Origin of the sequence: Pannonibacter phragmitetus DSM 14782, from assembly GCF_000382365.1 — a bacterium.
Taxonomy (GTDB): Bacteria; Pseudomonadota; Alphaproteobacteria; order Rhizobiales; family Stappiaceae; genus Pannonibacter; species Pannonibacter phragmitetus.
On sequence record NZ_KB908216.1, the window covers coordinates 98,624 to 114,310 of the forward strand.

The 15,687-nt window shown below is 62.5% G+C and carries 15 protein-coding genes; all 15 read right to left on the minus strand.

From position 1 onward, the window contains the following. Positions 1-2 precede the first annotated feature (2 nt). On the minus strand, positions 3-2,093 hold the full coding sequence (flhA, locus tag H163_RS0105360) for a flagellar biosynthesis protein FlhA (RefSeq protein ID WP_019963527.1): 2,091 nt from the start codon (positions 2,091-2,093) through the stop codon (positions 3-5). 146 nt (positions 2,094-2,239) lie between these two features. Continuing rightward, the gene (fliQ, locus tag H163_RS0105365) at positions 2,240-2,506 is read right to left on the minus strand and encodes a flagellar biosynthesis protein FliQ (RefSeq protein ID WP_019963528.1); all 267 of its coding nucleotides are present in this window, start codon (positions 2,504-2,506) and stop codon (positions 2,240-2,242) included. A gap of 2 nt (positions 2,507-2,508) precedes the next feature. Then, positions 2,509-2,913: a flagellar hook assembly protein FlgD gene (flgD, locus tag H163_RS0105370; RefSeq protein WP_019963529.1), complete on the minus strand. Its 405-nt coding sequence runs from the start codon at positions 2,911-2,913 to the stop codon at positions 2,509-2,511. Positions 2,914-2,923: 10 nt separating this feature from the next. Beyond that, the gene (gene flbT, locus H163_RS0105375; RefSeq protein WP_019963530.1) at positions 2,924-3,346 is read right to left on the minus strand and encodes a flagellar biosynthesis repressor FlbT; all 423 of its coding nucleotides are present in this window, start codon (positions 3,344-3,346) and stop codon (positions 2,924-2,926) included. A 5-nt stretch (positions 3,347-3,351) separates the two neighbouring features. Beyond that, on the minus strand, positions 3,352-3,702 hold the full coding sequence (flaF, locus tag H163_RS0105380) for a flagellar biosynthesis regulator FlaF (protein WP_019963531.1): 351 nt from the start codon (positions 3,700-3,702) through the stop codon (positions 3,352-3,354). A 65-nt stretch (positions 3,703-3,767) separates the two neighbouring features. Then, positions 3,768-4,817, minus strand: a complete 1,050-nt coding sequence (locus H163_RS0105385; RefSeq protein WP_026355486.1) for a flagellar hook-associated family protein — start codon at positions 4,815-4,817, stop codon at positions 3,768-3,770. A 3-nt stretch (positions 4,818-4,820) separates the two neighbouring features. Continuing rightward, positions 4,821-6,305 (minus strand): flagellar hook-associated protein FlgK, encoded by a 1,485-nt coding sequence (gene flgK, locus H163_RS0105390; RefSeq protein ID WP_019963533.1) that lies wholly within the window; start codon positions 6,303-6,305, stop codon positions 4,821-4,823. Between the two features lie 28 nt (positions 6,306-6,333). Next, positions 6,334-7,608 (minus strand): flagellar hook protein FlgE, encoded by a 1,275-nt coding sequence (locus H163_RS0105395; RefSeq protein ID WP_026355487.1) that lies wholly within the window; start codon positions 7,606-7,608, stop codon positions 6,334-6,336. Positions 7,609-7,778: 170 nt separating this feature from the next. After that, complete coding sequence (locus tag H163_RS0105400; protein ID WP_425594370.1) at positions 7,779-8,363, minus strand: transglycosylase SLT domain-containing protein; 585 nt, start codon at positions 8,361-8,363, stop codon at positions 7,779-7,781. Continuing rightward, entirely contained in the window at positions 8,320-9,612 is a 1,293-nt protein-coding gene (gene fliK, locus H163_RS0105405; protein WP_019963536.1) for a flagellar hook-length control protein FliK, read from the minus strand. Before fliK ends, H163_RS0105400 begins: the two co-directional genes overlap by 44 nt. 2 nt (positions 9,613-9,614) lie before the next feature. Next, positions 9,615-10,874, minus strand: a complete 1,260-nt coding sequence (locus H163_RS0105410) for a hypothetical protein (protein ID WP_019963537.1) — start codon at positions 10,872-10,874, stop codon at positions 9,615-9,617. Next, entirely contained in the window at positions 10,874-12,304 is a 1,431-nt protein-coding gene (locus tag H163_RS0105415; protein WP_019963538.1) for a MotB family protein, read from the minus strand. Before H163_RS0105415 ends, H163_RS0105410 begins: the two co-directional genes overlap by 1 nt. Then, positions 12,301-12,936 (minus strand): FliH/SctL family protein, encoded by a 636-nt coding sequence (locus H163_RS23620; RefSeq protein ID WP_019963539.1) that lies wholly within the window; start codon positions 12,934-12,936, stop codon positions 12,301-12,303. Before H163_RS23620 ends, H163_RS0105415 begins: the two co-directional genes overlap by 4 nt. Continuing rightward, a complete protein-coding gene (fliF, locus tag H163_RS0105425; RefSeq protein WP_019963540.1) occupies positions 12,936-14,576 on the minus strand; it encodes a flagellar basal-body MS-ring/collar protein FliF in 1,641 nt (546 codons plus the stop codon). Before fliF ends, H163_RS23620 begins: the two co-directional genes overlap by 1 nt. A 143-nt stretch (positions 14,577-14,719) precedes the next feature. Beyond that, positions 14,720-15,640: a flagellin N-terminal helical domain-containing protein gene (locus H163_RS0105430; RefSeq protein ID WP_019963541.1), complete on the minus strand. Its 921-nt coding sequence runs from the start codon at positions 15,638-15,640 to the stop codon at positions 14,720-14,722. Positions 15,641-15,687 lie beyond the last annotated feature (47 nt).

Here is a 15,687-nt window from a genome sequence, read left to right on the forward strand (position 1 = left end):
GGTCAGGACACGCTGCCAATTGTTTCCACATCCACCCCTCGCGCGATTTCAAGATGTGAGAGCACAGGCAGGGTCGGGAACATGCGTTCCACGATCATGCGCACATAGGGGCGGGCATCAGGTGCTGCGACAACGGCAAAGCGCTTGCCGGCGGCAACCAGCGCCTTGACCGTCTGGGACATCTGGGTGCCAAAGTCCTCGACCAGCTGCGGCTCGATGTCGAACTCGATGACCTCGCCCTTGCTGTCGCGCTTCAGGCTCTGGTGGAACGCCAGGTCCCAGCGGTTGCCAAGCCGCAGCACATGCAAGGGGCCGCCTTCGGCCAGATCACCGCAGATCTGCTGGGCAATCCGCATGCGCACATGCTCCACCACCTGCTCGGCGCGGCGCACATGCGGCACGATCTCCGCGACGGCTTCCAGGATCAGATGCAGGTTGCGGATCGAGACACGCTCGGACAGGAGCAGCTTCAGCACCGCCTGAAGGCCGGAGAAGGAGATATGCGAGGGGCAGATATCCTCGATCAGCTTGCGGTATTCCGGGTCCAGCCGGTCCAGCAGATTGCGCATGTCCTTGTAGGAGAGCAATTGCGGCAGGTTGTTGCGGATCACTTCCGACAGATGCGTCAGGATCACCGTGTTGTTGTCGGCCGGCATGAAACCATCGCGCTTCAGCTCGTCCTGATAGGCCATCGGCACCCAATAGGCCGGCATGCCGAAGGCAGGCTCCCGCGTCGGCTCGCCCAGCATCGGCAGCGGATGATCGTCGCTGGCCATCACCAGAAGTTCGCCGACCTTCACCTCCTGCGCTGCCACCACCGTGCCGTGGATCTTGATCTGATAGCCTTTCGGCGGCAGCGTCAGGCTGTCGGAGACCCGGATATCGGGCACGACAAATCCATATTGCTCGGCGAACTTTCGGCGCATGCGTGCGACACGGCGCGCCAGCTCGCTGTGGCCGACCAGAAGCTGAGCGGCGACCTGCTTGCCGAGGCAAAGTTCGATCTCCGCCGTCTTGAGGGATTCCTTGACGGATTCCTTGCTCTCACGCTGCGCCTTGGCTTCCTCGGCATCTGCCATGGCCTTGGCCATCTTGCGCTTCTCTTCCAGCTTGCGCGGGATGGTGTAGCCGATGAAGGCCATGAGGCCGCCGAGAAGGGCAAAGGGAATGGTCGGGAGCCCCGGCATCAGCGCCATGATGCCCATCAGCAGCGCGCCGACAAAAAGGGCTCGCGGATAAGCACCCAGCTGCCCGAGAACGGCCTTCTCGGCCGTGCCGCGGGTGCCGCCCTTGGAGACCAGCAGACCGGCAGCCAGCGACACGATGAGGGCCGGAATCTGCGAGACGAGACCATCGCCGACCGACAGCTTGACGAAGACATCCGCTGCCGTTGACAGGTCCATGCCATAACGCGTGGTGCCGATGACAATGCCGCCCAGAATGTTCACGGCCGTGATGATGAGACCGGCAATGGCATCACCGCGCACGAACTTGGATGCACCGTCCATGGCGCCGAAGAACGAGCTTTCCTCTTCCAGTTCCCGGCGGCGGGACTGAGCTTCCTTGTCATCGATGAGACCGGCGGACAGATCCGCATCGATCGCCATCTGCTTGCCGGGGATCGCATCCAGCGTGAAGCGAGCGCCCACCTCGGCGATACGGGTCGCGCCTTTGGTGATGACGAGGAAATTCACCGTGACCAGAATGGCAAAGACGATGAGGCCGATAACAAAGTCGCCGCTCATCACGAACTGCGAGAAGCCATAGATCACGTGGCCTGCGGCCGTCACACCCTGATGCCCTTCGGACAGGATGACACGGGTCGTGGCGATGTTGAGCGCCAGGCGCAGCATCGTGGCGATCAGCAGGATGGTCGGAAAGGACGAGAAATCGAGCGGCTTCTGGATCCACAGGGCGACCATGAGGATCAGCACCGACAGGGCGATCGACAGGGCAAGACCGGTGTCGATCATGAAGGCCGGGATCGGCAGGAAGAGAACGGCGAGGATCAGCGCGATGCCAATCGCAAAGCCGATATCGCGGCGGCTTTCCGGCTTATCCGGTCCGCTCGTTGATACGACTGTCTCGGACATACCCACTCCCGGTCACTGTATCGCTGGAGCAACTGTGCCCGGTGAAGCTTGCGCGAACATGGTGCGCCGGGAAGCAGACCGCCGGAGCACGGCATCTGCAAGGCTGGAGCCCAGTTCAGGGCTCCGGCACTGAGCGGCTTCCGGTGTCAGAAACCGGTTTCGATCCGGCCATAGACGAGGGCCGTGAGCGAATAGATCTGGGCCCCGATGAAGGGACCGGCAATGACGATCATGGCGAGGATGGCGACGATCTTCGGAATGAAGGTCAGCGTCACTTCCTGCACCTGCGTCAGGGCCTGCATCAGGGCGATCCCGACCCCGACAACCATGGCCGGAATGATGGCCGGTGCGGACCCGGTGATGATCGTCCAGATCGCAGTCCGCACCAGATCAAGGGCATCGGCCTCGTTCATGATCAGGTGATCTTCACGCCAGGGCCGAGCAGAATGCCCTTGCCATTGTCGAGGCCGAGAACAGTCCCGTCGGAATAGACCTCCACCGACTTGACGATGCCGGTCGTGCCTGATGCATCAGTCACCGTGCGGCCGATGAGGTCGTCGACCTGGCCGAAGGACATGTTCGCCAGCATGGTTTCCAGCTTGGTGTTCATCTTGATGGACTGTTCCACCTGCGAGAAGCTGGCAAGCTGGGCGAGCTGCTGGGTGCTGTCCACCGGCTCGGTCGGGTCCTGGTTCTTCATCTGCGCCATCATCAGCTGCAGGAAGGCATTGTAGTCCAGCATCAGCTGGTCCCGTGCTGCAGTGCTGGCAGACTGGGACTGGGCTGCGCTGGCGCCGCCGACGCCCGGAACTGTGGTCATGTTAGCCTCCTCAGGCTGCAACAAAGCCGGCAGCTGCCGGTTCTTTCGGGAGACTGCCCGACATGATGGACGCCTCTACCGGATAAAGGTTCCTGATGGTCTTCAGGGCATCGAACAGCCGCCCGTCCGCCATCAGCTCATCGACCTGCCCAAGACCCGAGACAATGTCCGGATTTGTGAAGGTCCTGCGGGTGGAGGCCAGCAGCATGTTGGCCAGATCACGCGCCTGCGGAGCTCCGGCCGGATCCATGAGCATGGACTGCAGCACGAAATAGAGCTGGCGCAGCGGCGTCGTCGTCTCATGCGCCTGCAGAACATGGTTCTCGAGCAGGAAGACGCAATTGTTGAGCAGTTCGACCGAGGTCTTCCGGTCAAAGCGGATTACCGCACCATTGATGTAGAGCCGTTCTCCGGCTTTCAGGGCAATGTGCATGGCAGTCACCCCCTCAGGCTGTCACGGATGATCCCGTTGATCTCGATAATGGCGTCAAAGCTTTCCGTCTCGTAACGGCGAAGGCGCTCCAGTTCCTTGAGCACCCAGATACCGATGGAGATCAGATCGGCGCGGATTTCCACCGGCAGCTCGTTGCTGTTCTCGGACAGGCTTTCCAGCAGGAACGTCCAGACCCGGCGGGCATTGAAAATGGCTTCGACAGCCTCCCGGGACCTGACCCCATTCTCACGTGCCAGTTCGAGCTGGCTGATGACGACACCGAGCGCCTCACGCTCATCCTGACGCGGATCGTTACCGAACTCATCCATCGTCTGGGCATAGGAGGACTTGTACATGGCACCTCTCTGGTGTTGGCTGCCGTCCGGCGGCAGGCCGCAAGCGGCCGCGCCGGTAAAATGGATCACAGATAGTTGAGGATGCTCAGCTTCTGCATGCGGGCGCTGACCGCATAGGTGGTTTCAAGCTGAGTCATCGCGGTGTTGAGCCGCACCGAAGTTTCTTCCGGATTGATGTTCTCAAGGTTCAGCACGCGCTTGTTGAGGACATCGGCTTGCATGTTCAACCGTTCGGACGAAGCGGCCACACGGGCCTCGACAAGGCCCAGGCCGCCTTTGACCTGCGTCACGCCGGAAACCGCACCGCCCAGAACCGAAATGGCCTTGTCGACAACCACCTGCAAAGTCACGGCGTTCAGGTTCGTTATGCCAAGTTCGCCGATCATGGTGTAGGCGGCGGCCAGCTGGCGGAATGCCTTGTCATTCGCACTGACCGTGGTATCCGCGGTTTCGCCGGTCGAAATGGCATTCTTCATCACGTCATCGGTTGCCGAAGACCAGGTATTGCCCCACTGCGGGTCATCAAACAGCGTCTGAAAGGCACCGTCGAGGAAGGTCTGCATGGCGGCTGCCGAAATCCCTGCCGCAGCAGGATCGGACTGACTGAAGCCGAATTCGGCGAGAAATGCAGCGTCCAGCGCGGCTTTGTTGGCTGGTGCGGAATCTGAATAGTAATCCGTGACCGGGACTTCGCCCGTGTTGACGCCGCCGAAAACATAGACCCCGCCCGGCTGCGAGTTGAGGCGGGAGATCAGCAGCTTCAGATTGCCCTGCCCCATATTCTGAGCGCCAATGCTCGCGCCGCCGGCATCGCGCACGGCGATCAGCGTCTTGAGCATGTCCTGTCCAGAGCTCAGGACATCGCCGAGGGCAGACTGGGTCACGCCGAGGCGCGAAGACAACAGGGCGTTCGTATCGACGAGCCCCTTGAGCCGCTGGAACTCTGAACGGACGGTTACCGCTTCTCCAGTCCGCCCCCCCAGCTCAAGACCAATGTCGTAATGCCGCTGGGAGGACATCTCCTGCTTCAACCTGTCGACCAGTGTCGTCTGGCGCATCAGCTGGCTGCGGCTTGAATCAGCCATGGAGTAGGTCGAAATACGGGTCGTAGTCATGGCTTACCTCACAGAGTCCAGCAGATCCTGAAGCATTCGGTCAACAGCAGTCATCAGTTTGGCCGCTGCGCCGTAGGCTCGTTCAATGTCGAGCATGAGCGTCATCTCTTCATCGAGATTGACGCCAGTGACGTTCGACAAGGCACTTGCCGAGCGGGATACGATGACGGACTGAAATTTAACATTGGCCGCTGCCGTCTTTCGGCCGGCCTCCAGCCAGCTCACCGAGGAACTGGCGAAGGTCTTGAGAGAAGACGTCGGATCCAGTCCGACCCCGGCATCAAAGACGCGGGAGGGATCGTTCATGGCGCTGACGAATTCGTTCAAACGTCCGGTGTAGCCTGCAAGACCAGCCGGATTGTAGACGTAGTTGGCGCCAGCCATGCCGCCATCCCGCAGCAGGTCAAGGCTTCCGCCCTGATCGGGATCAGCGGCTGCATTGATGCGGATGCTGCCTGCCAGACCCGTGGACAGAGTGCTCGTTGCCGGAACGGCAGGGCCGCCTGACCAGGTAAAGAGACCAGCCTGCAGCGGGCCGCCGCCACCGGTCTGGTCTCTTTCCGCAAAAGCTTCGACGAGACCACGGGCAATCTCGTCCAGCTGGTTCTGATAGGTGACCGCCACATTGTCGCGCAGCTGCGTCAGTCCATGCAGGCGTCCAGTTGAAACCGGCATGATGGCCGAAGCGCCTGTCACCGGGACGCCATCAATGTAGATGGCATTTCCCACCGTGCCCGCCATGAAGGAAATCGTCGGCTCGAAGGAAACCTTGCGGGCGGACGTTTCAAACAGGGTCACGCCGCTGTCCGTATAGATCACGACGCCGCCATCCGATTGGGTCAGCGTGGAAATGCCGATCTCTTCCGACAGTGACAGCAGGGCCTGATCGCGGCTGTCCATGGCATCGGTGACATCTGCCCCCGACGCATAGCCCTTGACGATCACCGAGTTGAGGGTCTCGATCTGACCGAGCAGATCGTTCACCCTGTTGATGGATGTGCCAATCTCTGCGTCTGCGTCTGCACGCACGCCCTGAACAAGACTTGTATAGTCGTTCAGAAGCTTTGCCGTATCCTTGGCAGCCGTAAGCATGGCCTGCGCCTGGATGGAATTGCCCGGTTCTGCAGCATAGTTCTGGATCGCCGTTTCCAGCTTGCCCAGCTGAGCGGCCGGAGAACGCAGGAGCTCGGTGTCACCCGTCGTGCCTGCCAGCTTGTCCAGCCCGTTGGCGATCGCATACTGCGACGTGGCGATGGATGTTGCTCCCGACAGCGCCTTGTAAAGCCCGCTGTCCGTGGAGCGCGCGATGCCATCGACACGCACGCCCCCGCCGGTGCCGCCCTGGGATATGACGGTGCTCAGCATCACCGATTTGCGGGTGAAACCCGCTTGCTGGGCGCCGGCGATATTGCGCGAGATGGTCGAGGTCTCGATTTGCCTTGCACTCAGTGCAGACTGCGCGACCTTCAGGGCTACGGACAGGCTCATGGCAGAAGTTCCATCCTTGATCTGGCGGTCAGCGCGCCAGGTTCACAAGCTCTTCCAGCAGATCGGACCCTGCCTTGAAGACCTTGGAGTTGGCCGTGAAGGCACGCTGGGATTCGATCATCGAGGTGAGCTCGGTGGCGATGTCGACGTTGGAGTCTTCCTTGGCGCCAACTTCAAGCTTTCCAAGGCCGCTCTCATCCGGAAAGCCAACCCGGATTTCGCCGGAGTCGTTCGATGCGGAATAGATGTTGCCGGACAGAACCGTCAGCTTGTCCGGGCTCGGAACCGTCGCCAGGGGAATGCGGTACAGCGCACGGCGGGTGCCGTCTCCGTAGACAGCGCTCAGGGTGCCATCCGAACTGAACTCCACCTTCTCCACGGCACTGGGAGCATTGCCGTTGCGGCCCACTTCGGCGATGCTGAAGCCAGCCGCCACGGAGGTGGACCCGGACAGGTCAATGTCGAACGTACCGCCGTTGGGAATGGCGACGTTGATGGCCGTGGCACTTGCCGCATCCAGCTTGCCGGTGGTGCGGCTGTAGGTCAGCGTCTGGGTCGACAGCGGTCCGGAGGCATAGGGGAAGCCACCGCCTGCAGCTGCATCGGCAGAGTTGAAGATTGTGACTTCCCAAGTGGAGTCACCGGCGGTCTGCGCCGTCTTTGAATAGTAGACATCCAGCTTCACTTCGTTGCCGAGGTTGTCGAAGACAACGAGCGAGGTCTTGGAAGTGTAGGCCGCGCCGGCCGTATTGCCGGAAGGCAAATTTGCAGCCGGCACAATCGCAGCATCTTCCGGCACGTTGGTCCAGAGCTTGGCCGTGGTGGTCGGGGTTGCCACAAGCTGGTTCTGGGAAACGTTGATGCTTTCCAGTCCGCCGAGACCATTGGCGACGATGCCGGGTTCTGCGCCATTGGCCACCGGATAGCCCTGCAGCCGGTAACCGGCCGTGTTGACCAGGTAGCCTTCCTTGTCGACAACGAAAGCACCTGCGCGGGTCAGGGACGGCGTGCCATCCCCGTCGGCAACAACAAAGAAGCCGTTGCCATCGATGGCCAGGTTCAGGCCTGAGCTGGTGTAGCTCACCGGACCCTGACTGGAAATCGAGTAGACCGTCTGGGCTTTCACCGCGCCGGAATTGTATTTGCCCGACCCTTGCGACAGCACCATGGAGCTGAATTCGGTCGAAGCACGCTTGTAGCCCGTCGTATTGGAGTTCGCGATGTTGTCAGCAACAGTACCAAGCTTGCTGGACTGCGCGTTCATGCCGGACACACCGGTGCGCATAACGCCGTAAAGACTCATGGAACGTCTCCCGTTTCCAACTCTCTCGGCTGCCATTCAACGGCGTCAATCTTGCGTGAGGCTGTTGCCGGGCAACCTGCGTGTTTTCCGGGTTGCGGGCTGACCCGGCCCAGAAGGAAAAAAGGCCCGGAAAAGCTCCCGGGCCTCGTAATGCCGCTCCGCAATGGCGGCTACTTGCAGAAGGACTTTGCCTCCGGCGTCCACTTGCCAAAGCCGGATGCCACCATGTTGGTGATGACCTTGCACACGTAACGCTTCTGCGCCGGATTGTTGTTGGGCCCGGCATGGTAGCGCGCAACGGCCATGGTCCAGGTGCCCTGGCGGGCATGCAGTTCATTCAGGAATCTTGCCGCGTAACGCACGTTGGCCTGCGGCTCCAGCATATGCGCAACGGAGCGGAACTGATCGCCGTGGTAGTGGTGATTGATCTGCATGCAGCCCACGTCGATGAGCTTCTTGCCTTGCGACCGGGCCGCCGCCACCTCACGCTCGGCGGCCTTTGCGTTCTCGGGAAACCTCGCCGCTCCCTCGATGTTGAGGGCATAGGGCGAGAGCGAGTTCCGCCGGCCCGTCTCCGTCAGCCCGACGGCATAGAGCACGCCGAGCGGAATTTGGTAAGCCTTTGCTGCAGCAGCCATTTCCCGCTCGCATATGGCCTGCCCTGGGGCCGCCTGCGCGGGGGCGGCAAACTGGCCGCCGCCCTCAAGAAGCTCAAAGATACAAAGCGCCGCTGCGGCCATCACCCGCCGTTGCATGCTGCTGTCCCTCCGTGCCGTCGTTGCTGTTGTCCGTCCGGGCGGATGAGCCGGAGCTGCCGCCCTGACCCTCCTTGCTGCCCCCCATGGCTTCGCCGAACTGGCCCTGTGCCATGGCGCCCCGGCCATCGCCGCTGGCCTGGCCCTGCGTGCCCTGCCCTGGCTGTGCGCCGGTCACCTGAAAGGCCGGGCGGTCATCGCCTGCGGCCTGAATGGTGATGCTGTCCGCTCTTTGACCTGTGGCACGCATCAGTTGATCCAGCAGCTGCCGGTCCTGCTTCAAAAGCTCTGCCGTGTCGGGATTGCTTGCCGTCATGACCACTTGCACGGTGTCGCCGGTGAGCTTCATTGTCACCTTCACCGAACCAAGTTCCATCGGCTGCAGCTGGATCTCCAGCATCTTCACCGCTGGCGCATCCGGGCGGACCCGGAAACCGGCCGCAGCAGCGTCGCTGCGGGCCGTGTCAGGCTGCTGCGGCGTATTCAGTGCAGACGCGATTGCGGTTCCGATCTGCTGCGCCGGCGACAGGCGCAAGGACGGCGCAAAATGCGTTTCTTCGCGCGTCACATTGATCTTGCCCATGCCTGCAGCAACCCTGAGAGCACCGGCATCATCCACCGGCTCCCCTTCTGCCGCACCATCGGACCGGATCAGGCGCGAAATGAGACCTGCATCATCCAGCCCCGCAAGCTCCTCGCTGGTGGGCATGACAGGGCCGGAGGGCATGGCCTGCTGCGCCTGAGGCTGGGACATTGGCTGCGGCTGAATCTGGGCCGTTCCTTGCGGCAGGGCGGATTGTGACGCCTGTGTCCAGGCGCCCGCCAGGTCAGGCGTCATGCCACCTTGCGCAGCAACAGGCGCCGGGGTCTGCGCGGCCGTCACGGAGGCGGGCACCATCTGTCCTGCAGCGGCGCCAGCCGGCTGTACCAGCGCAGCCATCAGCGATGCAGCGCTGCCGGGCTGAGCCGGCCCCTCTTCGGTGCCCTGCTGACCCGGCAGGTCGAACAGGCCCGCCAGCAGATCCGGCAGGGCAGGCTCGCCCTGCATCTGAGCCGCGGCCCCGGCGGCTGTGCCATCCGCAGGAGCAGGCGTCTGCTCACCGCCCTTTTCCTGCTTGCCGTCCTTGGGGGTCATCTTGCGCATGAGATCGGAGAAGCCATTGCCGGCATCTTCCTGCGCTCCGGACTTGCCCGCAGCGGCGGGTGAAGCTGCTGCCGGCGCCGCCACTGTAGCTGCAATCATGGCCATGGTCAGAACCTCCCCTTTTGTTTGCTCATCAGATCTTCCGTCTGCTTCAGCAGCCGCTCTGCCTGCACCATGACCGGCTTGCTCCAGGAGGAATCGGCAGGAGCTGGCAGAATGGCATAGGCTCCGAACTCGCCGATCACACCGCGTGGCGGCTCAGGCCAATGGCGCACGTGATTGAGAACGATATAGGCCGCATCCATCAGATCCCGGTCCTGCGGCGTGAGGCTCTTGCGGTCGATCGACCAGAGCAGCTGGCGTGTGCTCTGAATGTCTTCAGGGCGCAGCGACACGGCAGCCTGATAGAGCTTCAGCTGGGTCTCGTCATAGGTGCCGGGCATGGCCAGCGGCATGGCCCGCTCGGACGCCTTGCGGGCGATCGACAGATGGCCGCCCGCCACGGCCCGGCGGGCAAGGCGCAGATAGAAGCCGCGGCGCGTGTCTTCATCAAATTCCGCGAGGAGACTTTCCAGCAAGGCAAAGCGGTCGTCATTCTCGCTGAAGCCGAGCGAATCCAGCGCCAGCCCGAAACGCCGGCGGAAGTCACCCTCATAGATCGAGCCACGGAAGCGGCGCAGATAGCGGATGGAAAGCGACTGAAATCCTTCGATGTCGCCCAGCTTGCCGGCAACAAAGACCTCACGGCGCAATGCAGCTTCTTCAACCAGCGTGCCAGGCATGAGCAGCCGGGCGATGGCGAGCAGGCGCATTGCCTCTTTCGGATTGTCTGCCACTTCAAGGGCCGAACGCACCAGGGCAACCTGTCCGCCCAGACTGGGCGCCATGTCCATGGGATCGTAGCCGGACAGCAGGCGGCGGGCTTCTTCGGGCCGGCCGTCCACATAGGCCAGCGCGCCGCGCATGAGGTCCTCCTCAACGGCCGGTGCAGCCTTCAGCGTCAGAAGCTTGCGGATGACATTGGGATGCCCTCCGCTCAACAGATGAATGACGGCAGCGCGGGCATTGCGGGCATCTGCCCATGTGGATGGCGGGGCTGCCAGAAACGCCTCATTCATATGCTGCAGAAGGGTGCGCTGCGCCATATGGGCCTGCGTGTTGCCCTGCGCCACTTGTCCCTGCAGCATCTGCAGTGTGCGAACCATCTCGTAGGGCGCATTTTCCTGAGGCAGCGCCGCAACCTCCTGCGCTTCAGCCTGAGTGCCTGCCGCGTCAAGGGCCAATGCGAGGGGCAGCGCCAGAAGGAGGGTCAGTGCCGTGCTTCGCACAAGGGCAAGGCGGCGGCCGGACGGAAACAAGACCGCCATCACGCCCCCTCCTCCATCAGGAAGATTTCGATGCGCCTGTTTGCCGGGGCATAGGGATCTTCCGCCTGCTTCAGCTCACGGTCGGCATAGCCCTCCACGCGCTCGATGCGGCTGGCCTCCACACCGCCCCGCACCAGCATGTAGAGAGCCATGTGAGCGCGCGAGGTGGACAGGCGCCAGTTGTCATTGCTGGCCGACCGGAAGGGCCGTGCATCCGTGTGCCCACGAATGATGATCTTGCCCGGACGGGACGACAGGACGGCACCGATCCGTTCCATCAGCTTCACAAGCTCAGGCCGTGGTTCTGCAGAGCCGACAGCGAACATGCCGAAGTTTTCGGCATCCGTCAGGCTGATCAGGACACCGCCGTCCTGCCTCGAAACTTCAATGCGGCTGGCCGTCTCGGCGAGCGGACCATTGGCAGACGAGGTAATCGCCTCGCGGATTTCGGCAGCGGCCGCTTCCGTGCTTGATGCGGCCTGTTCTGCCTCTGCCGTTTCAACCTTTGCCGTTTCAGCTTTTGCCATTTCCGGCGCCGCCGGTGTGGACGCCTCCGCCACGGGAGCCTGCTGCGGCGCAACAGCCACGGCTTCCGTCACTGTCGCAGGCGCAACGCCCTCCTTCGGCTGGGGAACGGCGGCTGCCGTCAGCGGGGCGTCGGGCTCGGATTCCGGGATCTGCCCTGCGGCCGATCCCTGCGGCTGGGCCGGGGTCCCCCCCTCCTCATCCGTGGCCGGGGCTTCAAAGGCAACCGTGCCAATGGCGGTCTGGCCCGTCACTGAAGCTGCCGGCCCCCCCTCCTGCACCGACGTCTTGCGGCCGGGAAGGAACTGCCAGTACATCGGGTCAAACGGGTCCCGGAATGCGTCGCCGCCCAGGGCACCTTCAGTCTGCTGCTGCCCGATGCCTTCGGTTTCGGGCGCAACTCCAGCCTCAAGCTGATCCCCAAGCGTGCCGACCAGTTCGTCCAGCACGGCATAGGGATCGCTGAAGAGCTGAGCCTCCGAGAGCGTGGGATTGAACTCTCCGGCCCTGCGGCCTGCAACAAGGCCGTCGCGCAGCGGCATTGAACCGGTCGCGTCCGAGCCGTTTGCAGCACCGGGGCTGCCATCCGGATCTGGCGTGGTCTCCATCTGCGCATCGATCTTGGCAGGATTGGTAACCTCGGGCCCCGGCACATCAGGATCGTTCAATCCCTTGCGGGTCTGGGTCGTGGAGGCCAGCTTCACCGGATTGAAATACTGGGCAACGCCCTTGCGCACGCTCTCGTCCGTGACGTTGATCAGCCACATGACAAGAAAGAAGGCCATCATGGCGGTCATGAAGTCCGCAAAGGCAATCTTCCAGACACCGCCTTTAACGGTATCTGTCTCAAGCGACGCACGGCGGCGGACGATGATGATCTCGTTTGCCTGCAGACCTGCACTCATTCTTCGGTCTCCCGGATCGTCTTGAGGCGTCTCAGCCAGTCGGCCATCTGCGTCTCGATGATGGTATCGCCGAGCACGGCTTGCAGTTCCGGCGTATCGCCTTGCTTGACAACAACCGAGCCAGCCAGCGGCCCGAGCTGCTGCATGACCCGGTCAAGAAGATCACGCGGACCGCTGACCTCGAATGTGGCAGCGCTGCCCGTCAGCAGCTCCTTGAGCGTTGCGGAAAAATGGCTGACCGCCTGCTCCCGGACAGCGTCCTTCAGGAACGGCAGAAGCACCTGCTCGACGGACTCGGACATGCGGAGCGACAGGCTGGCGACCGCATTGGCAATCCCATCCGCGAGTTGACTTGCCTGTTCTTCCTCGAAATCCTCACGCGCGGCAGCTGCCTCCGAGCGCAGGGCGGTTACCTGGACCTCCAGATCCTCGGCTGCAGCAAGGCGTGCCTCCTCCCGCCCGGCGCGGACACCGCGCGCATATTCAGCGGCAAGCCGTTCCTCGATTGTGGGCTCCGGCGCGCGTTCCACCACCGGCATCACCTCCGCCATGATGACTTCGGCACTGCTGAGATGCTGGAACACGGGACTGGAAAGCACCGGCAGGCGCGAGGCGATGGGTTTCGGGGTCATCAGGCGCGCTCCGCCTCATACATCCACTGCTTCAGGATGGCAGCGGACTGTTCCTCATTCAGCTCAAGCAGGGATTCCAGCTTCTTGATCGGCGACTGGTTCATCTTGTTGGTCAGATCAGCCAGCAGCAGAGAGTGGTCCGGACCACCCAGAGCCGCCTGTCCGCCGAACTGCGCAGCCAGTGCTTCCGCAGAGCCGTCCATGGCCATTTCGGCAATCTCTGCGGGCTTTTCGCTGTTCTGCGGGATCAGGACGGACAGCGCCGGACGCAGGCCGAACCAGATCAGCAGCCCGGCAACACCCAGAATGGCGATGGCATTGATGACATTGCCAGACTGGCGGATCAGAAGTTCGGCAATCGACAGCGGCGGCGCGGACTGCATGTCACGCGCACCGGCAAAGAACTCGACCATCGACACCTTGATGGTGTCCCCGCGGTTTGAGCTGACACCCGCCGAGGAAGCGACCAGTTCCTGAATTTCCTGCAGCTGATCATCAATCTGGTTCTGATCCGGATTGCCGCCCAGTGCCTCGACAAGGCGCGCGCGGTCCACCAGAACGGCGATGGACAGGCGCTCCACCTGGTAGCCCTCCTGAGAAGTCTCGATCACCTTGCTGGAAATCTCATAGTTGACCGTCTCTTCACGGCGCTGGTTTTCCTCGCTCGAGCGCTCGCCGCCATCGGCCTGGACCTGCTCGTCGGGCAGGTTCTGCTCCACAGTTGTCGGGGTCTGGGTGCTGGCGTTCTGCGAGGCTTCGCTCTGGCGGATGCTGCGGGTGGAGCGCTCGACGCGGGAGTCCGGATCAAAGATCGTCTCGGCCACGCGGCGCCTGTCAGTGTTGAGGGTCGCTGCGACACTGACCTGGAAATGGTCCAGACCGAGGTAAGGAGTGAGGGTCTTGCGGATGCTCTCCTGAATGCGGGCACTGACAGCAGTCTCGAGGCTGGCCATCTGGCCGGCGGAGGCATTGGCAGGATCGGCGCCCGAGGCCAGAAGCGTGCCGGAGGTATCGAGGACCGTCACTTTGTCCGAGGTCAGCCCAGGAACGGCTGCAGCCACAAGGTGCCGGATGGCATCTGCCGTGCGCACATCGTCCCGGTTATCCGCGCGGATCACCACAGAGGCTGACGGCGGCTGCTGATCGCGGCGGAAGGAGCCTTTTTCCGGCATGACGATGTGGACGCGCGCCGCCCGCACACCCTGCATCAGCTGAATGGTACGGGCCAGTTCCCCTTCAATGGCGCGCAGGCGGGTGACGTCCTGCATGAAGGAGGTGAGGCCCAGCGACCCCAGATTATCGAACAGCTCATAACCGGTTCCTGTGCCGCGGGGCAGGCCGCGCTCTGCCAGAAGCATGCGGGCGCGCGGTGCCGAACTGGGGCTCACGAGGACTGAGGTCCCGTCCGCGCTGACGTCGAAGAGGATGCCGGCGTCCTGCAGGGCCTGGCCCATGCGGCTCACGTCGTCCCCTTCAAGACCGGTATAGAGCGGCGTCATTTGCGGGCGGCTGAGATAGTAGGCCCCCAGCCCCACCGTGACGACCGTGGCAATGCCGATGAGTGCAAGGGCAACGAGGCGCCTGACGCCCAGTTCCATAAGGTTTGCCCAGAGTTTTTCTGCATGTTCACGGCCCGGCATTCGACACCCCTGTGCTAGGTCGATGAGATCGTGCCCTGACTATCGCGGGTCTGGCTGGCGTGAGGCTTGCGGGCGCGCAAAAGCAGAAAAGCCGCATCCGGGAGGATGCGGCTTCCTGTTTCAGGCCGGCTGGCGGCTTGAAATCAGCGGAACAGCGACAGGATGTTCTGCGTGGAGGAGTTGGCGATGGACAGAGCCTGGATACCGAGCTGCTGCTGGACCTGAAGGGCCTGCAGACGGGTCGATTCAGCGTTCATGTCAGCATCAACCAGCTGGCCAACGCCGCGGTCGATCGCGTCGCTCAGAGCGCCGACGAAGCTCTTCTGGCCGTCAACGCGGGTCTTGACCGAACCGAGCAGGGTGGCTGCGTCGGTGATCTCCTTCAGAGCATCGTCAACAGCAGCGATCGTCTCTTCCAGGGTCGTCACGTCAGCTGCGGAGTCCGTCAGAGCCGAAATGTTGATCGTCGAGACCTTGATGGTACCACCGCTGGCGAGGGTACGATCCTTGTCGATGATGCCGATCTGACCATTGCTGTCATACAGCTTGGTAGTGTCGATGTTGATGTCGATGGTGTCGATCGCGATCGCACCGGCGACACGGGTGAAGGAGCCAACGGTCGACTTCGTGGCGTTGTAGTCAGCTGCACCGGAGTTCACAGACAGCCAGTTTTCGCCGTTGAACGTTGCGCCGTCAGCGAAGGTCTTGAGCTGGCCCTGAGCCTGAGTGATGGCCTGCTGGATCTTGTCGCGGTCAACGCCCGGCTGACGTGCAGCAACGAGGCTCTTCTTGATGTCGTTGACGAGATCCTTGGCCTTGTCCATGGCGGTATACTGCACGTCGAGAGTAGCAGCACCGAGACCCAGAGCGTCCTTCACGGCCGAAATAGCCATGTTGTCGGAACGCATCGTGGTCGCGATCGACCAGTAAGCGGCGTTGTCCTGAGCGGTAGAAACGCGCTGGCCGGTGGAGATGCGGCTCTGCACCTGAGACATGGACGCGTTGGTCTTGTTCAGGGTCTGCAGCGCCGTCATGGCGGAGGCATTAGTCAGAAGGCTGGACATAGCAAGTCCCTTTCATATCGAAAGTTGAAGGGGACATACCGGGTTTT